The 21,523-nt window shown below is 64.1% G+C and carries 21 protein-coding genes and 2 tRNA genes; 6 read left to right on the forward strand and 17 right to left on the reverse strand.

The annotated features are described in order from the left end of the window. Positions 1 to 3 precede the first annotated feature (3 nt). Positions 4 to 1,974, forward strand: coding sequence for an EAL domain-containing protein (locus tag XpruCFBP8353_RS09115; RefSeq protein WP_162300994.1), 1,971 nt, complete (start codon positions 4 to 6; stop codon positions 1,972 to 1,974). After that, on the forward strand, positions 1,975 to 4,284 hold the full coding sequence (locus XpruCFBP8353_RS09120; protein ID WP_101362925.1) for an ATP-binding protein: 2,310 nt from the start codon (positions 1,975 to 1,977) through the stop codon (positions 4,282 to 4,284). Between the two features lie 563 nt (positions 4,285 to 4,847). On the opposite strand, the gene bfr is transcribed toward XpruCFBP8353_RS09120, so the two are convergent. The 3 genes from bfr to XpruCFBP8353_RS09140 form a co-directional block, all read right to left on the reverse strand. Beyond that, positions 4,848 to 5,318 (reverse strand): bacterioferritin, encoded by a 471-nt coding sequence (gene bfr / locus XpruCFBP8353_RS09125; RefSeq protein WP_003483093.1) that lies wholly within the window; start codon positions 5,316 to 5,318, stop codon positions 4,848 to 4,850. Between the two features lie 373 nt (positions 5,319 to 5,691). Beyond that, positions 5,692 to 5,901 carry a (2Fe-2S)-binding protein gene (locus XpruCFBP8353_RS09135; RefSeq protein WP_010368085.1) on the reverse strand — a complete coding sequence of 70 codons (210 nt, stop codon included), beginning with the start codon at positions 5,899 to 5,901 and terminating at the stop codon, positions 5,692 to 5,694. An 80-nt stretch (positions 5,902 to 5,981) separates the two neighbouring features. Further along, complete coding sequence (locus XpruCFBP8353_RS09140; protein ID WP_101362927.1) at positions 5,982 to 6,599, reverse strand: RNA pyrophosphohydrolase; 618 nt, start codon at positions 6,597 to 6,599, stop codon at positions 5,982 to 5,984. Between the two features lie 118 nt (positions 6,600 to 6,717). On the opposite strand from XpruCFBP8353_RS09140, the gene XpruCFBP8353_RS09145 reads away from it, so the two are divergent. Together XpruCFBP8353_RS09145 and XpruCFBP8353_RS09150 are read left to right on the forward strand one after the other, a co-directional pair. Next, positions 6,718 to 6,794, forward strand: a tRNA-Met gene (locus XpruCFBP8353_RS09145). Positions 6,795 to 6,847: 53 nt separating this feature from the next. Then, a tRNA-Gln gene (locus tag XpruCFBP8353_RS09150) sits at positions 6,848 to 6,922 on the forward strand. Positions 6,923 to 7,137: 215 nt separating this feature from the next. On the opposite strand, the gene rpsI is transcribed toward XpruCFBP8353_RS09150, so the two are convergent. Together rpsI and rplM are read right to left on the reverse strand one after the other, a co-directional pair. After that, the gene (gene rpsI, locus XpruCFBP8353_RS09155) at positions 7,138 to 7,530 is read right to left on the reverse strand and encodes a 30S ribosomal protein S9 (RefSeq protein WP_005990700.1); all 393 of its coding nucleotides are present in this window, start codon (positions 7,528 to 7,530) and stop codon (positions 7,138 to 7,140) included. Between the two features lie 2 nt (positions 7,531 to 7,532). Further along, entirely contained in the window at positions 7,533 to 7,961 is a 429-nt protein-coding gene (rplM, locus tag XpruCFBP8353_RS09160) for a 50S ribosomal protein L13 (protein WP_003483082.1), read from the reverse strand. Positions 7,962 to 8,143: 182 nt separating this feature from the next. On the opposite strand from rplM, the gene coq7 reads away from it, so the two are divergent. Then, positions 8,144 to 8,797: a 2-polyprenyl-3-methyl-6-methoxy-1,4-benzoquinone monooxygenase gene (gene coq7 / locus XpruCFBP8353_RS09165; RefSeq protein ID WP_101362928.1), complete on the forward strand. Its 654-nt coding sequence runs from the start codon at positions 8,144 to 8,146 to the stop codon at positions 8,795 to 8,797. A gap of 245 nt (positions 8,798 to 9,042) precedes the next feature. On the opposite strand, the gene XpruCFBP8353_RS09170 is transcribed toward coq7, so the two are convergent. Together XpruCFBP8353_RS09170 and speD are read right to left on the reverse strand one after the other, a co-directional pair. Then, complete coding sequence (locus tag XpruCFBP8353_RS09170; RefSeq protein WP_101362929.1) at positions 9,043 to 9,357, reverse strand: DMT family transporter; 315 nt, start codon at positions 9,355 to 9,357, stop codon at positions 9,043 to 9,045. A 169-nt stretch (positions 9,358 to 9,526) separates the two neighbouring features. Further along, a complete protein-coding gene (speD, locus tag XpruCFBP8353_RS09175; protein WP_005990692.1) occupies positions 9,527 to 10,321 on the reverse strand; it encodes an adenosylmethionine decarboxylase in 795 nt (264 codons plus the stop codon). A 137-nt stretch (positions 10,322 to 10,458) separates the two neighbouring features. Here speD and crp point away from each other — a divergent pair, with 137 nt between their 5' ends. Continuing rightward, entirely contained in the window at positions 10,459 to 11,151 is a 693-nt protein-coding gene (gene crp / locus XpruCFBP8353_RS09180; RefSeq protein WP_010368067.1) for a cAMP-activated global transcriptional regulator CRP, read from the forward strand. 299 nt (positions 11,152 to 11,450) lie between these two features. Here the strand turns inward: crp and XpruCFBP8353_RS09190 are convergent, their stop codons facing one another. The 10 genes from XpruCFBP8353_RS09190 to yegS all read right to left on the reverse strand — a co-directional run bounded on the left by XpruCFBP8353_RS09190 (position 11,451) and on the right by yegS (position 21,298). After that, a complete protein-coding gene (locus XpruCFBP8353_RS09190) occupies positions 11,451 to 12,167 on the reverse strand; it encodes a haloacid dehalogenase-like hydrolase (RefSeq protein ID WP_101362931.1) in 717 nt (238 codons plus the stop codon). Next, a complete protein-coding gene (trpC, locus tag XpruCFBP8353_RS09195) occupies positions 12,160 to 12,957 on the reverse strand; it encodes an indole-3-glycerol phosphate synthase TrpC (protein ID WP_101363101.1) in 798 nt (265 codons plus the stop codon). The genes XpruCFBP8353_RS09190 and trpC overlap by 8 nt, the downstream gene beginning before the upstream one ends. A 309-nt stretch (positions 12,958 to 13,266) precedes the next feature. Next, on the reverse strand, positions 13,267 to 14,145 hold the full coding sequence (locus XpruCFBP8353_RS09200; RefSeq protein ID WP_101362932.1) for a DUF7822 domain-containing protein: 879 nt from the start codon (positions 14,143 to 14,145) through the stop codon (positions 13,267 to 13,269). A gap of 203 nt (positions 14,146 to 14,348) precedes the next feature. Next, positions 14,349 to 15,407 (reverse strand): anthranilate phosphoribosyltransferase, encoded by a 1,059-nt coding sequence (gene trpD / locus XpruCFBP8353_RS09205; protein WP_101362933.1) that lies wholly within the window; start codon positions 15,405 to 15,407, stop codon positions 14,349 to 14,351. Between the two features lie 115 nt (positions 15,408 to 15,522). After that, positions 15,523 to 16,155, reverse strand: a complete 633-nt coding sequence (locus tag XpruCFBP8353_RS09210) for a flavin reductase family protein (protein WP_101362934.1) — start codon at positions 16,153 to 16,155, stop codon at positions 15,523 to 15,525. Positions 16,156 to 16,307: 152 nt separating this feature from the next. Further along, a complete protein-coding gene (locus XpruCFBP8353_RS09220) occupies positions 16,308 to 16,886 on the reverse strand; it encodes an anthranilate synthase component II (RefSeq protein WP_101362935.1) in 579 nt (192 codons plus the stop codon). 10 nt (positions 16,887 to 16,896) lie between these two features. Next, complete coding sequence (locus XpruCFBP8353_RS09225; RefSeq protein WP_243391082.1) at positions 16,897 to 17,187, reverse strand: hypothetical protein; 291 nt, start codon at positions 17,185 to 17,187, stop codon at positions 16,897 to 16,899. Positions 17,188 to 17,274: 87 nt separating this feature from the next. Beyond that, positions 17,275 to 18,336, reverse strand: coding sequence for a threonine aldolase family protein (locus XpruCFBP8353_RS09230; protein WP_101362936.1), 1,062 nt, complete (start codon positions 18,334 to 18,336; stop codon positions 17,275 to 17,277). Continuing rightward, positions 18,336 to 19,811, reverse strand: a complete 1,476-nt coding sequence (gene trpE / locus XpruCFBP8353_RS09235; RefSeq protein WP_101362937.1) for an anthranilate synthase component I — start codon at positions 19,809 to 19,811, stop codon at positions 18,336 to 18,338. The genes XpruCFBP8353_RS09230 and trpE overlap by 1 nt, the downstream gene beginning before the upstream one ends. 557 nt (positions 19,812 to 20,368) lie before the next feature. Further along, positions 20,369 to 21,298, reverse strand: coding sequence for a lipid kinase YegS (yegS, locus tag XpruCFBP8353_RS09240; protein ID WP_101362938.1), 930 nt, complete (start codon positions 21,296 to 21,298; stop codon positions 20,369 to 20,371). Positions 21,299 to 21,523: the final 225 nt, after the last annotated feature.

A 21,523-nucleotide genomic window follows, 5' to 3' on the forward strand; every position in this document is an offset into this window, starting at 1 on the left:
TCGATGGCCGCCCGAGATCCGGTTGTTTCCACCACACGTGACGACACCGCCACGCGTAATCGTCCACTGCGCGCCGAGACCCCGCCGGCCGACCACTGGCGTCGCTGGGCCGATGAGGCTGCCGCGACGTCTGACGACGCTGCGCCGGTAAGCGCGACGATCATTCCTGCGCCTGCCGTTGCAGCTGCGCCAAGTTCGGCGGCCCCCGTGGCGGCGCCGCGCCCGGCGGCCGCCGTCGGCAGCGCACGTGCCGCATCGGCATCGGCGCCCACCGCGCCGCCGACGTCCGCAGCCGCATCGCGCGAAGGCGACGACAACGTTGCAGCCGATGCACCATATCGCGTGCTCATCGTCGAAGACGATCGCTCGCAGGCCTTGTTCGCGCAGAGCGTGCTGCACGGCGCCGGCATGCACGCGCAGGTCGAAATGGCTGCCGCCAGCGTGCCGCAGGCGATCCAGGACTATCACCCGGATCTGATCCTGATGGACCTGCACATGCCCGAGTTGGACGGCATCCGCCTGACCACGCTGATCCGTCAGCAGCCCGGTCAGCAGTTGCTGCCGATCGTGTTCCTCACCGGCGACCCGGACCCGGAGCGCCAGTTCGAAGTGCTCGACAGCGGTGCCGACGACTTTCTCACCAAACCGATCCGCCCGCGCCATCTGATTGCCGCGGTGTCCAACCGCATCCGTCGCGCACGCCAACAAGCGCTGCAGCAAGCCGGCGAACAGATCAGCGTGCGCAGCAATCCGGAAACCGGTCTACCCACGCGCGGCCACGTGATGGACCTGCTCACCGACGCACTGGAGCGCAAGCAGTCCGGCGGCCTGTTCTTCATCGAGATCGCCAGTGCGCTCGGCCTGCGCGAACGCTATGGCTACGCCGCCTACGAGCGGCTGATGACTCAGGCCGGGCACCGCCTGGCCAATGCCGCCCAGCCTTACCCGCTGGCGCGCTTGAACGACAACAGCTTCCTGTTGCTGGCCGTGGACATGCCCGAAGCCAGCCTGGAACAGCAGGCGCTGGAGATCCGTCAGCGACTGTCCGCCAACGCCTTCCCGGTGCGCGAAGAAGAATCCGTGCACGTGCGCTGCGCCATCGGCGTGGCACCGCTGGGCCTGGGCTTCGACGACACCGGCAGCGCGCTGGAAGCGGTCGAGCGCACTGCGCTGCAGGCGCGCCTGCGCAGCGACGGCGTACAGACCTATCTGGCACCCAGCCAGGCCGAGCAACAGGAACAACTGCGCCTGGTCGACGGCCAGCTCGAATTGGCCTACCAGCCGATCGTGGCCGTGGCCGGCGGCGACACCGCGCAATACCAGGTGCTGCTGCGGCTGCGCCAGGCCGATGGCACCCTGCTGTCAGCTGGTCAGGTGATCCCTGCCGCCGAAGCGGCCGGGCGCATCGCCGATCTGGACCAGCAGGTCATGGACCACGCATTGGGCTTGCTGCATCTGTACCAGCACGCCAGCCCGCCGCTGCGCCTGTTCGTGTCGCAATCACCGCGCACGCTGGCCCGCGACGCCTTTGCCGACTGGCTGCTCAAGGCACTGGTCGAACGCGGCGTTGCCGGGCAATCGCTGATCGTGGATCTGCGCCTGGACGATGCGCTGATCCATGCCGTCACCGTGCAGCAGTTCTGCGCCAAGTTGATGCCGGCCGGCGTGCAGTTCTGCCTCAGCCAGTTCGAACCCGGCGACGAAGCCAACGCACTGCTGACCCAGTTGCCGCTGAGCTTCGTGCGCATGGCCAATCGCTTCGCCGATGCGCATGGCAATGCCGCAGTGCGCGACGAACTGCGTGGTGTCATCGACATCGCCCATCAGCGCGGCCTGTTGATCATCGGCCAGCGCATCGAAGACCCGCAGGCGGCCGCTGCGATGTGGATGAGCGGCGTGGATTTCATCCAGGGCAACCTGGTGCAGACGGTCGGCAAGGAACTGGACTTCGATTTCACGAGCGCGGTGCTCTGAGTGACAGCGCAGGTAGGAGGCACCCCCGCCTGGAGCATCGCGGCAACGCTGGCGGCGCTCGCGGCAGCGCTAGGTGCAGGCCTGCAGTGGTCTGCGCTGCAAGGCCCCTGGCGCGCGATCACCGCGGTGGCGGCAGTGATGGCAGTGGTGTGCGGCATTTGCGCCGCAGCTGCCGCCTACCGGGCCGCACGTGCGCAGCAAGCCTTGGCACAGCGCCTGGAGGAGGCAGAGCTGGCCCGCGAACGCTTGCAGCAGGAACTGCAGCGCCACGGCGAACTCGAACAGGAACTGTTGCGCGCCAAACAGGCGGCCGAAGCCGCCACGCTGGCCAAGGGCGAATTCCTGGCCACCATGAGCCACGAGATCCGGACCCCGCTCAACGGCATCATTCCGATGCTGGAACTGATCTCCAGCGGCCAGCTCAGCCTGGATCAGCGCGATATGCTGCAGACCGCCACCGGCAGCTCGTTGCAGCTGCTGCGCATCGTTGACGACATCCTCGATTACTCCAAGCTCGAGGCCAACAAGCTCGAACTGGAAATCACCACCTTCAACCTGCGCGAATTGCTCGACGGCGTCGTGCAGCTGCTGCAGCGCACCGCCGAAGGCCGCCAACTGCGTCTGAGCCTGGACATCGAACCATCGGTGCGCCTGCTGGTGCGCGGCGACCCGATCCGCCTGCGCCAGGTGCTGAGTAACCTGATCGGCAACGCCATCAAGTTCACCGAACGCGGGAGCGTCGACATCCAGCTGCGTCGCCTGGGCGAAACCCGCGCCCAGCATCTGCTGCGCTTCCAGGTGCGCGACACCGGCATCGGCATCGCCCCGGACCAGCAGGCGCGTCTGTTCCGCTCCTTTGCACAAGCAGACGCCTCCACCACGCGACTGTACGGCGGCACCGGGCTGGGGCTGGCGATCTGCAAACGCATCATCGACCTGATGGGCGGCCGCATCGGCGTGGAATCCGAACCCGGGCGCGGCGCCACGTTCTGGTTCGAAATTCCCTTGCTCAAGGTCATCGGCGACCTGCAGCAGGCCACCGGCGCCGAGGCGGCGCGCGTGATGGTGATCAGCTCCGATGCGCGCCTGTCGCAACGCCTCAAGCGCCTGCTCGACAGCTGGGGCGTGTCGCATGTGCTGATGGAAACGACCCAGGAAGCGCTGGAACGCGTGCGCCGCCATAGCGATGGAGAAGGCTTCCGCTGCGTCATCGCCGACCACGACACGCTGCGCTACAGCGCGCGCGCCGTGCATCGCGCACTCGCCCGTCCGGAAGATGCCAATGGCGCACGGCTAATCTGGCTGTACGGCGAAGAGCCGGTGCCGACCGAACTGCAGGATCACGCCACCCTGGTGCCGCGCCAGAGCCCGGACGAAACCCTGCGCGCCCTGGTGTTGCCGCCCGATCCCAAGCCCGTCCACACCGCCACGCTGGCCTCGGCGATGATTCCCGAGCCGTTGCCGCCGCCAATAGCCAACGCGCGCGAAGTGCGCATCCTGCTGGTGGAAGACAACCCGGTGAACCTGCTGGTCGCGCAGAAGCTGCTGGCGGTGCTTGGCTTCGAGGCCGACACCGCCACCGACGGCGAAGCCGCACTGACCAGCATGGAATCCACCCGCTACGACATGGTGTTCATGGATTGCCAGATGCCGGTGCTGGACGGCTACGCCGCCACCCGCCGCTGGCGCGCCATGGAAACCGAAAGCGGCGGCCGCCCGATTCCGATCGTGGCGATGACCGCCAACGCCATGGCCGGTGACCGCGAACGCTGTCTGGCCGCCGGCATGGACGACTATCTCTCCAAGCCGGTCGCACGCGAACAGCTCGACGCCTGCCTGCAGCGCTGGCTGCCACGTCAGGCGCTGCTACCCGGCCCAAGCACGACCGGCCAGGCCACACACGATCCCGAAAGCGCCAGCGCCGGTACGCAGGCACGCGCATTGCCGATCCTGGACAACAGCGTCATCGACGAACTGTACGACGTGGCTGGCGCGGACACAGTCACCATCCTGCAGTTGTTCCTGGAAGACGCCCCGCTCATCATCGAACAACTGGAAGCGGCCGCTGCCAATCGCGACAGCATGCAGCTGCGCGACCTCGCCCACACCCTCAAATCCTCCAGCGCCAACGTCGGCGCGCAGGCAGTGTCCAACGCGGCACGGCGCATCGAACTGGCCGCCCGCACCGGCACCATCGAACGCCCCTCGGTCATGGTTGCCCTGGTGATCGCCGAATACGCCCGCGCTCGCCTGGCGCTGTTAGGCCAAGTCGCACGCCTGCAAGCCGCCGCCAGCACGCCAAATCAGTAATCGAAGCAGTGCTGTCGACGCAGCGGCAGAAGCTGGCGCCATCACCTGCATCGAACCGCCTCGCGGACGCCATCCGAACCGCGAACCCACTCGGGCAGCGCCGCCATGACCACGCACGCTACGCGGTCATGGCGGCCTTGGCCGCTCGGTGAGCGCGCCCAGGATCATCGCCGCATAGGGCGCGCGCTGTCGCCCTGCCACGCCAAGTGGTGCGCCTGCGGGCCGCCACATGATTGGAGCGTCATCGAGCAAGATCATCCGGCAGGCGCCGACAGCGATGTACCGAGCATCTGCAAGTCGTCAACGCGATGCTCCAAATCGCTCTGATGCTCAACGCTCCCTCACGCGGAAGGACGCTCAAGCCTCTCTACTGCCGGCAGCACGCCAGAGCCCCTCTCCTGCGGGAGAGGGGTTGGGTAAGGGTAGCGGCGAAGCCACGCGCGCTCACTAGCAGCCAAAGCTGGAAAGGCACATCGTCAGCAAACAATCGCTGAAAACGCTAACCAGCAGACCACCTTGCACCGGTAAATTCACGGCCAAAAGACGACCCTCGCCAGACGCGCTTAGTCGTCCAGCTTGGTCAGCAGGTAATTCGGCTCGCCGATGCGCGCCACCAGATCCAGCTGGGTTTCCAGCCAGTCGATGTGCTCTTCTTCCGACTCCAGGATGTCCACCAACAACTGGCGGCTCACGTAGTCCTTGACGGTCTCCGCATAGGCCACTGCCTCGCGCAGCACGACAACGGCCTCGCGCTCCAGGGTCAGATCGCAGCGGAACATTTCGGTCGGATTCTCGCCGATGCGCAGCTTGCCCAGTGCCTGAAAATTGGGCAGCCCTTCGAGAAACAGGATGCGGTCAGACAGCTTGTCCGCATGCTTCATTTCGTCGATGGATTCCTTGTACTCATGCTCGGCCAGTTCTTTCAGGCCCCAGTTCTTCAGCATCTTGGCGTGCAGGAAGTACTGATTGATCGCAGTGAGTTCGTTGTAGAGCACCTTGTTGAGGTACTCGATGACTTTGGTATCGCCCTTCATGCGATGTCTCCGGGACAGTGAGCCGGCCGCACTCTAACGCGTTGGCGCAGGGCATGAAGGAACGCGAATCGTGATCAGTTGCGGAACGCGTCTGGCGCCGGAGACGGGGACGCCCGATGATTTAAGGCTGCCAGATTCAGTCCACGGATCGGACGAGGAAACGGCCGTCATCGTGCCGGCAAGCGCCACCTGTGGCGCCAACGTGAGCGGTATTGCCGGTCGTCCGCGAAAAGCCTCGCAAATGCGTGGCTGCGCAACGACGCAGGGACGCCACTGGCACTTCACGCATGGCAGATGGGCATCACGTCAGGCATCGCTGGAGAACCGCACGAAAGCCACCATCAGGCCCTGCGGCGTACCCGGACGATCTACATCAGGCGGCGCTGGCCAGCCCCAACAGTGGCAACGGCAGCGCGCGGGTGGCGTGTACCTGGTTCAACAAATCGCCCGCCATCTCAAGACACGAGCCGCAATTGGACCCACAGCCGGTGCGCATGGTCAGTTCGGCAAGGCTGGCGCAGCCGTTCTCGGCCGCTTCGCGGATCTGGTGGTCGGTGACCCCATTGCAGATGCAGACGTACACGGTATCGGTCAGGTGTTGGCGATCCGGAAAGGACCGGGACTGATTGCACCGCAAACGAGAATAGGTGTCAATTCCATACGTTAATCATTCTTAACCCGCATCGGCCGCGCCCCGCCACGCTTGCGCGGCCGCTTGCGTGGGCTGTCGTGCCCAGCCGCGCTACTGCCCGGCAACCAAGCCTCCAGCGCACGTTCGGGCATCGCACCGACCGCCGCCGGGCCGGCCAAATTCTGCGCGATCGGCGCCAGATGACGTAACGCGCGGGCATAGACGCCACGCTTGAACATCACGACATGCTCGACCGGATACCAGAAATCCACCCAGCGCCAATGGTCGAACTCCGGCGTATCGGTGTGGTCGAGCTTGAGGTGGGATTCGTCGCCGGTGAAACGCAGCAGGAACCACACCTGCTTCTGCCCGATACAGACCTGCCGCTCATTGCGGCGCACCGCACGGCTGGGCAGGCGATAGCGTAGCCACCCAGGCGTGGCGCCGAGCAATTCCACATGCTCGGGCAACAACCCGGTTTCTTCGCGCAACTCGCGGTACATGGCTTCAACGGGTGTCTCGTCGGTGTTCATGCCACCTTGCGGGAACTGCCAGCCGTCCCTGCGCACACGTCGTGCCCAGAACACCTGACCGTCCTGCCGCATCAGCACGATGCCAACGTTTGGCCGGAAACCGTCCGGATCGATCACGATGCGGACTCCTGAAAATCTACTGTCACCGACTCTGCCACGGCGACGCCCGGCTCACAAGCTGAAAACGAAATACTTGACAACAGTGCAGCGCATGGTGAGAATTGCCGGCTCCCTAGGCTATGTAGCTCAGCCGGTTAGAGCACAGCACTCATAATGCTGGGGTCGGTGGTTCGAGTCCACCCATAGCCACCAAGGTATTCACGCCCTCACCGGCATGCAATAATCTTGGACCAAACACGTTTTATTGCCCCGTCGCCAAGCGGTAAGGCACCTGACTCTGACTCAGGCATTCGGTGGTTCGAATCCATCCGGGGCAGCCAAACACAAAAGGTTCGATCGAAAGATCGGGCCTTTTTTGTTGCCGAACGCATGACCAACGACGCCTCGCGCGTCTGTGCCGCACGCATTGCGCTCAGCGCTCCGGGACGATGGTCGCCGCGCCCTGCCAACACCAACCCCGAAACGACAAAAGCCCGGCTGGCCGGGCTTTTGAAGCAGGCGCCCCGGCAAGCCGGGACGCAGCAAACGCGATGGATCAGCGCTTGGAGAACTGGGTCGCGCGACGGGCCTTGTGCAGACCGACCTTCTTACGCTCGACTTCGCGGGCGTCGCGGGTCATGAAGCCAGCCTTGCGCAGCTCGGACTTCAGGGTTTCGTCGTACTCGACCAGCGCACGGGCGATGCCCAGACGGATCGCACCGGCCTGACCGGTGGTGCCGCCGCCGGAGGCGGTGACCAGGATGTCGAAGCTTTCGGTGTTCTTGGTCAGCTCGAGCGGCTGGCGCACGATCATGCGCGCCGTCTCACGGCCGAAGAACTCGTCCAGCGGACGGTCGTTGACGGTGATCTTGCCAGTGCCCTTGCGCAGGAACACGCGAGCGGTGGAGGACTTGCGGCGGCCAGTGCCGTAGTTTTGCGTGATAGCCATGATTAGATATCCAGAACTTGCGGCTGCTGGGCGGCGTGCGGATGCTCGGCACCCGAATACACCTTGAGCTTGCGGTACATGGTGCGGCCCAGGGGGCCCTTCGGCAGCATGCCCTTGACGGCGATTTCGATCACGCGCTCCGGGTGGCGCTGCAGCGCCTGCTCCAGGCTCTCGGTCTTGAGGTTACCGATGTAGCCGGTGAAGCGGTGATACTTCTTGTCTTTCAGCTTGTTACCCGTGACCACGATCTTTTCGGCGTTGATCACCACAAGGTAATCGCCGGTATCGACGTGAGGGGTGTAAACCGGCTTGTGCTTGCCGCGCAGGCGGCGGGCCAGTTCGGTGGACAGACGGCCGAGCGTCTTGCCGGCGGCGTCAACGAGATACCAGTCGCGCTGGACGGTCTCGGACTTGGCAGTGAACGTAGTCATGAGAAAACTCTTGAGTGGTCGGGCGGATTGCAGCGGCCGATGACCACTGGAACTTTGCCACGCGTTGTGAAGGCGAAACAGAAGAGGCGGGATTGTACGGGACGCTCGACGGCAGCGCAAGTTGCAGCGAACGCAGGGCTGGGGCGGTTGGCAGCGCGGCGGAGCGGGGCCAAAATCGACGCATGACCCAGACCTCCCCTTCCCGACTGCATAGCCCGCTCGACCGGCTGCTGGTCGAAGCCCAGCGCGCGCTGGACACGGTATTCGGCAATCCGCCGGCCGAACGCCCCAACCCCGCTGCCGACACACCCGACGCTGCATTGGACCCTAAGCAACGTCGCCACGCCGCCGGTCTGATGCGCATCAACCATGTCGGCGAGGTATGCGCGCAAGGCTTGTATTTCGGTCAGGCCGCAGTTGCCCGCGACGCCCACACCCAGCACCACCTGCTGGAAGCTGCGCAGGAAGAGACCGACCACCTCGCCTGGTGCGCCGACCGCCTGCACGAGCTGGACAGCCGCCCCAGCCTGTTCAACCCGCTCTGGTACGCCGGCAGCTACGCGCTCGGTGCACTGGCCGGGCTGCGTGGCGACGACTGGAGCCTGGGGTTCGTGGTCGAAACCGAACGCCAGGTCGAAGCCCACCTGGATGAGCACCTGGAAACCCTGCCCCAGATCGACCAGCGCAGCCGCGCCATCCTGCGCGTGATGAAGATCGATGAGGCCCGCCACGCAGACCAAGCCGAACAAGCCGGCGCCCGCCAGCTCCCCGCCCCGATCCCCAGCGCAATGGCCCTTGCCTCCAAGCTGATGAAGACGGTGGCCTACCGGCTCTAGTCGGGAATCGGCGACTGGCGACCCAAGGCCAGCCCACAGTCGTGTGCAACCTATGCGACTCCCCGCCCGCCCTGCCGGCAGGCCTGTCCCACGGCACAACCGACGTCACACCTCGCAACACCCCATCTGGAGCGGCGCCTCCTTTGTCAGGGGGCGCGTCGAAGGCGCGCGGATAGGGAACGACTGCGTCGGGGCCCAAGGTTTGCGCAGCAAGCTTTGGGGGCAGTCCCGCTAAGCGGGACTGACTACCCGACCAGCTTCAACCCGATCACACCGGCCACGATCAAACCAATGCACGCAAGTCGCGACCACGACGCGCTGTCGCCGAACAGCGCGATGCCGGCGATGGTCACGCCCAGGGCGCCGATGCCGGTCCAGATCGCGTAACCAGTGCCGACCGGGATGGTTTTCAGCGCCTGCGTCAGAAACCAGAGGCTAGTGCCGGCCAGGCCGATGGTCAGCACGGTCGGCCACAGGCGGGTGAAGCCGTCGCTGTATTTCAGTCCCATGGCAAAGCCGATCTCGAACAGGCCGGCAAATAGCAGATAGATCCAGGGCATTGCAGTACTCCTCACAAAAAAACGGACAAAAAAAAAGCGACCCAGTGTTTGCACACTGGGCCGCCGTCGGCTGTGGAACGCGAGGTCATCGCGTGGCGGGCCGTCCCGCCTTGTCGTGTTGGCGCGCTTGCGAGCACGCACGCACGCACGCAACAGGGTGTTCCTGCGCTTATTCGCTCAGGTTGCGCCCGTGAAACAGCTCTTCGATCTCACGCTTGAGCAGCGTCTCGATCTTCATGCGCTCCTTGAACGAGAGGTTCTTGGCACGCTCTTCGAACAGGTACTGATCCAGGTCGAAGTCCTTCAAATGCATCTTCGTGTGGAAGATATTTTCCTGATAGACGTTGACGTCGAACATCTCGTAGCGCGACTTCACGTTCTTGGCGAGGAAGTGCTGGATCGAGTTGATCTTGTGATCGATGTAATGCTTCTTGCCCTTCACATCGCGCGTGAAGCCGCGCACGCGGTAATCCATGATCACGATGTCTGATTCCAGACTCTCGATCAGGTAGTTGAGCGCCTTCAACGGTGAAATCACGCCACAGGTCGCGACGTCGATGTCGGCGCGGAAGGTGGCGATGCCTTCCTGCGGATGCGTCTCCGGATATGTATGGACAGTGATATGGCTCTTGTCCATATGAGCAACTACAGCGTCGGAGATCAGCTCCTTGCCGGCCTGCTTCTTGTCGATCACCGGCTCTTCGGAGATCAGGATCGTCACCGATGCACCCTGCGGATCGTAGTCCTGACGTGCGATATTGAGGATGTTGGCGCCAATGATCTCGGCCACATCGGTCAGGATCTGCGTCAGACGATCGGCGTCGTACTGCTCATCGATATACTCGATGTAGCGCTGACGCTCCTCTTCGGTACGCGCGTAACAGACGTCGTAGATGTTGAAGCTCAACGCCTTGGTGAGGTTGTTGAACCCCTGTAGCCTCAGACGAGGCAACGGCTTGACCACGTCGGTCTGTCCTTATGGAAAGCGGGAAAGGAGTCAATTATGAGCCAAAGATCCCAGCAACGAAATGCCGATGTTGAGAATGGTTTACCTTGCATGACTCATGCCGTTAAGCTTCAGGAATTACACGCGGAACTACCATGAGCCCAGGAAACACGACGGTTGTGACTACGACGGTACGTAACGCTACCCCTTCCCTGGCGCTGGACGCGGGCACCATCGAGCGTTTTCTGGCGCACAGCCACCGCAGGCGCTATCCGACCCGGACCGACGTGTTCCGGCCAGGAGACCCGGCCGGCACCCTCTACTACGTGATCAGCGGCTCGGTGAGCATCATTGCCGAGGAAGATGACGATCGTGAGTTGGTGCTGGGCTACTTCGGTAGCGGCGAGTTCGTCGGCGAGATGGGGTTGTTCATCGAATCCGATACGCGCGAAGTGATCCTGCGCACCCGCACCCAGTGCGAGTTGGCAGAGATCAGCTACGAGCGGCTGCAGCAACTGTTCCAGACCAGCCTGTCGCCGGATGCGCCGAAGATTCTCTACGCGATCGGCGTTCAGCTTTCAAAACGGCTGCTCGATACCACAAGGAAAGCCAGCCGCCTGGCCTTCCTGGACGTGACCGATCGCATCGTGCGCACGCTTCACGATCTGTCCAAGGAACCGGAAGCGATGAGCCATCCGCAAGGCACCCAGCTGCGCGTCTCGCGCCAGGAGCTGGCACGCCTGGTCGGGTGCTCGCGCGAAATGGCAGGACGCGTGCTCAAGAAGCTGCAGGCCGACGGCCTGCTACATGCACGCGGCAAGACCGTCGTGCTGTACGGCACGCGCTGACACGGCACGACGCAGCCAGTGCCTTGCGCACTGGCTGCGTGCCAAGTTCGGCAACGATGTACTCGCCTGCGATGCTGCCGATATTGGCACTTGCATAGCGCCTGCAGCGACGTGTTTGCGCGATACCTCTTATAAGAGCGTCTTCGGACGGTCGAACCACACGGTTCGCACCGCGACTACGTCACAGTCTCGACGATTCGTCGTTATCAAGCCGCCTAGGCTTGCCCAGGTCGGTGTGCCTGATCAATGGGGTCCTGCGGGCCGCTCGAACGACCTGCTGCCCAGACGCGTGCGCTTGCCTACAGCGCCTTGCCGCCGCGGTCGCGGCAACCCCAGTTGAGGATGGGGGTACCCGCCGGCAGCACTTGACGGAACAACGCTTCGCGATTGGCCTTGGGATTGACAACCACCGGCGCGCGCGCGGCCTTCAACAGCGGCAGATCTGCGGTGCTGTCCGAATAGGCGATGGCGATATCGGCGTAGCCGCGCTCGCGCAACATGCGCATCTTTTCTTCGTTATGGCAGTGACGCCGTGCGGTGACCGCGCCCAGGCGCGGGCCGACCAGGCTGCCGATCACCGGCACATCCTGATGCGCGACAAAGCCGAGAATGGCGCGTGCCAGCTCCGGCGGTGCCCCGGTAGCGACCACAACACGGTCGCCGGCAGCGCGGTGTTCGGTAAAGACCTTGAGCGCATGCGGGAGCAGGCGCTGGCGGATCTGCGCTTCATGCTTGAGCACGTATGCGTCGATGAAGCGGTTGAACTCGCGGGCGCGATGCAGGCCGAAGGTGGCGATCCACACATAGCCGGACACGCCGCGTCGCCGGGTTGGCAGCATCGCCACCATCGGGCCGAGAATTGGCGAGGCCAACAGTGCGACCAGCAAGCGCAACGGATTGCGCTTGATCAGCCAGGCGAACAGATGGCTACCGGAATCGCCGGCGTACAAGGTGTGGTCGAAGTCGAACACCACCAGCGGTGCGTCTTCGCGCGGTGCGGGATACGCCTCAGTCATGCGCGAAGAATAGCTGACGCAGTGACTCGCCGGGTTCGGCCGCGCGCATGAAGGTCTCGCCGACCAGAAACGCGTTCACATCGTGACTGCGCATCAGTTGCACATCGGCCTGGGTGACGATGCCGCTCTCGGTAACCAGCACACGGTCGCGCGGCACCGCGGCGCGCATGTCCAACGTCGTCTGCAGCGTGACCTCGAAAGTGCGCAGGTTGCGGTTGTTGATGCCGATCAACGGCACCGGCACCTGCACCGCACGCTCGAGCTCGTCGATATCATGCACTTCTACCAGCACATCCAGGCCCAGTTGCATGGCCAAACCAGACAGGTCGGCCAGTTGGGCGTCTTCCAATGCGGAGACGATCAACAGGATGCAGTCGGCACCGAGCACGCGCGCTTCGTACACCTGATACGGGTCGACGGTGAAATCCTTGCGCAGCACCGGCAGCGTGCAGGCATCGCGCGCCTGGCGCAAATAGGCATCGGATCCCTGAAAGAAATCCACATCGGTGAGCACCGACAGGCACGTCGCGCCGCCGAATTCATAGCTGACCGCGATATCGGCCGGGTGGAAGTCGGGCCGAATCACGCCCTTGGACGGGCTGGCCTTCTTCACTTCGGCAATCACGGCCGGGTCGCCGGCGGCGATGCTGGCCTGCATGGCGGCCGCGAAACCGCGCGTGAGCGGCAGGTCAGCGCTGCGCGCGATCAACTCGGCCAGCGGCACGCGCGCACTGCGCTCGGCGACTTCGTCGGCCTTGCGGGCAAGAATGGTATTGAGGATGTCGCTCATGCGGTTTGTGTCCTGATGATCGGACATTATCGACTAAGACGATGACGACCGGGGTAACGGCCCACGGTCTCGCGCACTCGGTAACAGCCGGTTGTCGCCGGGAAAGACCACGTCCCCTACAACGGCGCGCACTCACCTCTACAGATATGTACCAACGCCACCGCTTGCCGTGTCGCAATGAATGACGGCCGATGCGCATCGATCGCGTCGGCCGTCGACTCACTGAGCAATGGATTCAGCCGTTAGGCAGCGTCTGCGGGACCCCTGCGGCGGCGTTGCGGCCACGCATCGATGCCACCGCATCTGACCTCAACCGTTCGCTCTACGTTTCTCGAATTCCTCGCGGTCCATTAGGTCGACGTACAGGTCTTCGGACCAGTTCATCAGTCCCAGCGGATGCTCGGTGGCGCCGGTCCGGGTACTGTCGCAGTCGTTATCGAAGCGCAAGCCGTAGAACGCATCAAGTGGCGGTGCATGCATGTGCGCCGCCGTGCGACGCAGGAGCTGCGCAGCGTCGTGCATGTCGGCCGGCAAGGCATCGAACGCGGCACCAACGGCGCGGCATCTGTCGATCTCTGCCTGCACGCAGTTGCGTAGACCCTGCTCTCCGCCCTCCGACATGAGGTCAAGCTCGACGGTCTCCAGCAATAAGAAATCATCGCAGCGCTCTTCCAAAAAGCTCAGCGATTCGTCGAGCCAGACAGGCAGGTGCTCGGCCGACGCGGGCGCCGGGCCGGACGCTTGCGCAGGATCTTCGGCAGGGGACGAAGCAGTCGAGAAGATGCTCTTGAGCCGCCGCCAGATGAAAGACACAGATGCGGGGGCGGCAGTGGGGACGGGGAGTGCAGGTGGAGCGGTTGCGACAAGAATTTTTACAATCTCGGCAAAGCGACGGAACCGTTCCATGCCAGGGTCGAACGTGCCGCTGATTGCATAAAGACGCGCTTTCCGAACACGCTGCGCATGCGGGCCATCGCCGTGCACATCGGCGTCGCCCGGCGCTTCGTCGTCATCATCCAGGCCATCGGAGACCAGCGATGCGCACAGCTGGGGGTCGGCCGACATCAGGAGCCGGTACACGAACGGCACCTCGTACGGCCACTCCGACAGACCGCAGATCATTTCCGGTCGATCATCGTACGAGGTTGGCCGGTTGCTCAGGCTATAGAGATAGGATCGGTTGGCCACGCAAACTCCTTGTCATCGTGTGTGGCAGATGCCGTGGACCGCAGCTTAGTTTTCTCTCCATGCGCCGGCCATGCGCAGAGGCGGCAGTGGGCACGCGAGCGGCGGAGCGTCGTATCACGGTGTCCGTGTTGACCCGACGCACCGTGCGGCGCCACGCAGTCGACGGCCTCGCCACGCGCGCCGGTCACCCCACGCTGGCCGATTCAGGCGGAACCGCGCTCGGCGCCATGCAGACCCGCCAACTCTCGCGTACATGCGACATACGCATCAAGTCTGGCGCGCGCCGAGCCGTCGGCGAGGACCCCGCGTGCGTGCTGCACGCCGGCGGCAATGCTCTCGGCCACGCCGGCCACGTACAGCGCGGCACCGGCGTTAAGCGCCACGATGTCCAGCGCGGGGCCAGGCACGTTGTCCAAGACCTGCAATAGCATCGCGCGCGACTGCGCAGCATCGGCCACCTTGAGGTTACGGCTGGCCGACATGGCGATACCGAAATCTTCCGGATGCACTTCGTATTCGCGCACCTGTCCGTCGCGCAATTCGCCGACCAGCGTGCCGGCACCAAGCGAGAGTTCGTCCATGCCGTCGCGCCCCCATACCACCAACGCACGTTCGGCGCCCAGCTCCTGCAGTACGCGGGCCTGGATGCCGACCAGATCGGGGTGAAACACGCCCATCAAAATATTCGGCGAGCCGGCCGGGTTGGTGAGCGGGCCGAGGATGTTGAAGATGGTGCGCACGCCCATTTCGCGACGCACCGGCGCCACCACCTTCATGGCCGGATGATGCACGGGCGCGTACATGAAGCCGATGCCGGTCTGCGCCAATGCATTGGCAACCTGCTCTGGCTGCAACTCGATCACCGCGCCCAATGCTTCCAGTGCGTCGGCGCTGCCGGATTTAGATGAGACACTGCGATTGCCGTGCTTGGCCACCTTGGCGCCGCCAGCTGCAGCCACGAACATCGCGCAGGTGGAAATGTTGAAAGTGTGCGAGCCATCGCCGCCGGTGCCGACGATGTCGACCATGTGCTGGCGATTGCTCACGTCCACGCGGCGCGAGAACTCGCGCATCACCGTGGCGGCGCCGGCGATTTCGCCAATGGTTTCTTTCTTGACCCGCAACCCCGTGAGGATGGCCGCGACCATCATATCGGAGACCTCGCCGCGCATGATCTGCCGCATCAACTCGACCATTTCGTCGTGGAAGATTTCGCGGTGCTCAATGGTGCGTTGGAGAGCTTCTTGCGGAGTGATAGGCATGGAAACAACCGTGGCAGAACGTAATGGAGAGATTCGCAGGCGGATTGCGGCGCGCTTGGTCAGTGTGGGACATCGCAGGCGCCAAGCGAGGTACTCGGCGAAGCAACTACGATGATCATTGGCCTGGACGCCGCATGCGAAAACGCGCCTGGGGTTGCACTTCGTAGTAATCGGCCGGCCCGCCCGCGCGCAGAATCGTCTGCACCGCGGCCGGGTCGTAGATGCCCTCGTGCAGCGCAGACTTGGCCAGATGCACGCCGACGACTTCGCCCAGCACTAACCAGGTCTCGATGGCGTGGCCGGATGCGGTCTGCAGCGGCAATAGCTGGCTGAGCCGGCATTCGAAACTCACCGGACTGGCAGCGACCCGTGGCGCTGCGATCAGGCGCGATGGCGCCATCTGCAGGCCAGCAAGATCGAATTCATCGACCTCCGCCGGCACCATCGCCGCACTGGCATTCATTGCCTCGGCCAGCGGGCGGGTAGCCAGATTCCAGGTGAACTCGCCAGTGGCTTCGATGTTGCGCAGGCTGTCTTTGCGACCGATGCTGGCAAAGCCGACGATCGGCGGAATGTAATTGAAGGCATTGAAAAAGCTGTACGGCGCCAGATTGGCAACGCCCTCGGCGCTGCGCGAGCCGATCCAGCCGATCGGGCGCGGCCCGACAATGGCATTGAACGGATCGTGCGGCAGCCCGTGGCCCCGGGTCGGCTCGTAGAAGTGGATGCTGTCGTCGTGTGTGCTCATCGTGATCCGGATGCGGTGGAAGGCGGCGCTGCGGTGACATCACGTTGCGCTGTAGGGGTGCACGTGTTGGGTGGCATCGCAATTCTGCGGCGTCGCTGCACCAAGGCCGCAGTGCGATGCCGCCACGCCGAGGCGCAGATGGCACATCGTGCTCAACGCTGCAGAAAGTTCTTCAGCAAGGCATGTCCGTGCTGGGTCAGGATCGACTCGGGATGGAACTGCACGCCTTCGACCGGAAACTGGCGGTGGCGCAGGCCCATGATCTCTTCCATCGAACCATCCGGATTTTCGGTCCAGGCAGTGACTTCCAGTGCATCCGGCAGGGTGGTCTTGTCCACCACCAGCGAGTGGTAACGCGTGGCCTCGTAACTGTCAGGCAGGCCGGCGAACACGCCCTTGCCCTGGTGGCGGATCGGCGAGGTCTTGCCATGCATGATGTTGCCGGCGCGGATCACATCGCCGCCATAGACCTGACCGATGCTTTGATGGCCCAAGCATACGCCCAGGATGGGTGTGGTCTGACCCAGCTGCTCGATCAACTGCAGCGAGATACCCGCCTCGTTGGGCGTACACGGACCGGGCGAGATCACGATGCGCTCGGGCTTGAGCGCGGCGATCTGGTCGACGCGCATCGCATCGTTACGCACCACCATGACCTCGGCGCCCAACGCCTGCAAATACTGCACGAGGTTGTAGGTGAAGCTGTCGTAGTTGTCGAGCATCAGCAGCATGGCAAAGGACTCATTGCGCGATCAGGAAGACCGCATAGATGTTTTCGGTGAGGGTGATGCTGCCGGCTTCGAGTAACTCGACGGTTGCACCTCGATCAGCAACAGGTGCGGGCGATGCCGGCGATGCGCAGACCAGAGCAACCGGTGTCGGCCAACTACCCGCCTGAATGCCATAGGCGAAATTCGGTGCGACATCGCAGATCGTATGCAGCCCCTGAATCCTGACGCCATCAGGCTTGGCAAGTTCAGCGGCAGACCTGCGTGATTGGTCAGCGGCCTCGCGCTCGAGCTGCGCACGCACCTCGGCCGCCTTGCTAGGGGACGTCTTGATACCCGACAGGGCGTGGTTTGCTTCACTTGCCTTCTCGCTGGTGACTGACGCGCATGCTTACAGCACACCGCGCTGCAGTGTTGCCATATCCGCACACAGGCGATCGACCGCCTCAGGCGTCGTCGCCCACGACGTGACGAAGCGGATCACATGGCTGCCGTCTGTGCGGAGTTCCCAGCGCTCGAAGTCGTAGCGTTGCGCCAGCTGCGCAGCGTATTGCGCACTGACGGCGATAAATTGCTGATTGGTCGGCGAGTCGCTGGTGAAGTGCGCGCCTGCGGCAAGCAGGCCGGTGCGCAAGCGTTGCGCCATGGCATTTGCATGCGCTGCAAGCTCGAAAAACAGTCCGTCTTCGAACAACGCTGCCAATTGCGCACCGAGCACCATGCCCTTGGCAAGCAGCGCGCCGCGCTGCTTGATCAGGTAACGCAAATCGGCCTGCAACGCGGGGTTGACGATGACCAGCGCTTCGCCGAGCAGCGCACCATTCTTGGTGCCGCCGATGTAGAACGCATCGGTGAGCGTGGCAATGGTGGGCAGATCCAGATCGTTGCCGTCGGCGGTCAGTGCGGCACCCAGGCGCGCGCCATCCAGATACAGCAGCAGATCGTTTGCGCGGCAGAACTGCGACAACGCATCGAGTTCGGCACGCGTATAGATGGTGCCGCTTTCGGTGCTGTTGGAAATGTAGACCAGACGCGGCTGCACCATGTGTTCGGTGCTGTGCACAGACAGCACCGACTGGATCAGCGCAGGCGTCAGCTTGTCGTGCAGCGCCGGCACAGTGAGCACTTTATGGCCAGTCGCTTCGATGGCGCCGGTCTCGTGCGTGGCGATATGCGCCGCTTCCACCGCGATGACTGCCTGATGCGGGCGTAAAAACGCGCTGATCGCAATCAGATTGGTCTGCGTGCCGCCCACCAGCAGATGCACGTCGGCCTGCGGCTGCGCGACTGCACTGCGGATCAATGCAACCGCACGCGCTGTGTGCCGATCGGTGCCATAGCCGGCGTGCTGCTCGGCGCTGGCCTGCGCCAACGCCTGCAGCAGACGTGGGTGCGCGCCTTCGCTGTAGTCGTTACGAAAGCTGATGCGCACACTGCTGCCCTGCCCGTCCATCACAGGCCCTTTGCCGCCTGGGCGACTGCGCGAAACAGCGCACGCCCCTTGTTCATCGTTTCCTGCCATTCCAGGTCCGGGTCAGAGTCGTAGACCACGCCACCGCCTGCCTGCACATACAGATAGCCGTCCTGGATCACGGCGGTGCGGATGGCGATAGCGGTATCGGCATCGCCGTGCCATCCGATGTAGCCGACCGCGCCGGAATACACGTTGCGCTTGACCGGCTCCAGCTCACGAATGATCTCCAGCGCACGGATTTTAGGCGCGCCGCTCACGGTGCCGGCCGGGAAGGTGGCGCGCAGCACGTCGCTGTAGTTCAGGCCAGCCCTCAACCTGCCGGTCACTTCACTGACGATATGCATGACATGGCTATAGCGTTCGATCACGAACTGCTCGCCGACCTTGACCGTGCCCGGTTCGGCAACGCGGCCCACATCGTTGCGGCCTAGATCGATCAACATCACATGCTCGGCGCGCTCTTTCGGGTCGGCCAGCAATTCGGCTTCCAGCGCCTTGTCGAGTTCCGGCGTGGCACCGCGTGGGCGAGTGCCGGCAATCGGGCGCACGGTGACCACGCCGTCGCGCAGACGCGCCAGGATTTCCGGGGACGAGCCGACCACCTGGGTACCGCCGACATCGAGAAAATACATGTACGGCGAGGGATTGAGCGCACGCAACGCGCGATACACATCCACCGGACGGGCGCGGAACGGCACGCGCAACCGCTGCGATGGCACGACCTGGAAGATATCGCCGGCGCGCACGTATTCCTGCGCCTTGCGCACCACCGCGTGGTATTGCTCGCGGGTGAACGATGAGTGGAAATCCGATTCGTCGATCGCATCGGAAATCTGTGCGCGCGGATACCCCGCGCCGCCCTGGCGCAGGCGATGCGCCAGTTCGTCCAGACGCCGATTGGCACGCACATAGGCCTGCGGCTGGCGCGGGTCGGCATGCACGATCAGGTACAGGCGGCCCTTGAGGTTGTCGAACACTGCCAGCTCTTCGGAGAGCATCAGCAGGATGTCGGGCGTGCCGAGTTCGTCGGGTTTGTCGCCGCTGCCCAGGCGCGGTTCGATGTACTGGATGCACTCGAAACCGAACCAGCCGACCAGCCCGCCGGTGAAGCCCGGCAGCCCGTCGAGCTGCGGCACCGAATGCTCGGCGCGCAGCGCGTCCACTTCGGCCAGCGGGTCAGCGACTTCGCGCGTTTCGACGACTTCGCCGTGCTCGCTAACGTCCAGCGTGTGGCCACGAAAGCTGTACACGCGGCGCGCCGGCAGGCCGATGATGGAATACCGTCCGAAGCGCTCCCCGCCTTCGACCGATTCGAACAGATAGGTGTAGGCGCCGTCGGCGAGCTTCAGATAGACCGAAAGCGGCGTGTCCAGATCGGACAGCACTTCGCGGACAACGGGGATACGGGTGTGACCTTCAGCGGCCTGGCGCTGGAACTGCTCTGCAGTGATCAAGACGACTTTCCTTCCGGGACTCTGTGGCGGGGCGGACGACGGCAACGGGCCACCATCGCCACCAGCGGCGAGCGGAAGAGAAGGAGCGTGGAGTCGTCAGGCGGGACACGCAGCTACTGTAGCGCAACTGCTGGCCGCAGGGCAGCAGGCGCAGGCGAACGCCGTTCAACAATGGCGAAGGATGGGGGTGTTGCTGACGTGGTTGTGCGGGTTGGCGAAAAGCTGGAGGCTACGCAGGCGGGTTGGTGGATGTCGTCAGACTGGTGGGCACCGGACCTCAGTGCGCGCTTAAAGTCCGCGCGTTGCGCTTCCTTGCGGACGCTTGCAGCAACTCTTCCTCGGCGCGAGGTGGCTGGTGGCAGCATGCGAGTCGGCGCAGTGCCCCTCACTCCGCCCCCCGCTCCGCACCCCGGCCTGCCCTAACAGAGGCGTGCGCTCCAAGACACGCGCGCCAGTGGCGCAAGCAGTGCCTTATCGCCCCGAGAGAAAGGGGCGCAAAGCGGCGCGATTGCCTGGCCCACCCGAAATGCATGCCACGCTTTTCCGATTCCCGGCCCTTACCCACCAAGCAGCGGACAATCGCCCGGCAAATGCATCCGCAGCCGCGCCGGGACGCATTCAATGCGGAAGTGCCGCGAGGTCTCCGGTTCGCCGTCCAGGTTCAAGGTGAGCGCTTGTTTGGAGACGATCTCCAGCCACGGCACCCGGGCGCGCACGGCCACGCGTTCGAGCGCGGCCTGTTTGCCGCCGGTGACCAGGGTGCCGAGCGTGGCAGCCACTTCGCCGTTGAGGTCAGGGACGATGGTGACATCCAGCAGACCGTCGTCGATCAACGCCTCCGGGCACAGCGCCTGGCCGCCACCGGCCTGGCGCCCGTTCCCCAGCCCAAGTGCGATGAATTCGCCTTCCCAGCTGAAATCCGGGCCGCTGAAGCGGGCGCTGATGGGGTCGATACGGCCCAGCCGCGACATACCCGTAATGAGATAGGCCAGGCCGCCGAGCATCTTTTTCAGGCCTTCGTCGGTTTCCACCGTGACCTGGGTGCCGAAGCCGCCGCTGGCCATATTGGCGCACCAGTGCGGGCCGTGGTCGGCCTCGATGCGCAGCAGGTCGACCGGCTGCGCAACGCGCTCGGCGATCAGGGTCAGTGCCTCCAGCGGGGCAATCGGGACGTTGGCGGCGGTCGCGAAGTCGTTGGCGGTGCCCAGCGGCACGAGGCCCAGCGATGGCAACGTCGCCGCGTCGCCCTGGTGATGCGCCAGGGCGGCGGCCACTTCGCTCAGCGTGCCATCGCCACCGGCGGCCACGACCGTGTGCACGCCATCGGCCACTGCTTCGCTCACATAGCGCTCGGCATCGCCGTCTTCCCAGGTGACCCGTACATCGAGCTGGAGGCCGCGCTTGCGCAGCGTGCCCACCGCCTCACGCAGGTCCAGATTATCGGTGGACTTGCCGTTGAGGATCAGACGCCAGTGGGACGGGGCCATGCGCGCTGCCGATGCTGTGAGGGTAATGACCGCAGGCTAGCAGCGAGCCACTGGGTGGATTGTGAATAGGCAGTGCCGGCGCGCTGTCATTGCCGTGTCATCGATGACCCGGAGAGTAGAAGGCCATAGCAGGGACGACGGGCGGAGGCAGGATCAGCCTCCAATTTTCTTGAAGGCCGCTTCCTCGGGAGCGGCCTTCCTTTTGCTTGACGCTGGATTCCCCGG

Source organism: Xanthomonas prunicola (assembly GCF_002846205.1).
GTDB lineage: Bacteria > Pseudomonadota > Gammaproteobacteria > Xanthomonadales > Xanthomonadaceae > Xanthomonas > Xanthomonas prunicola.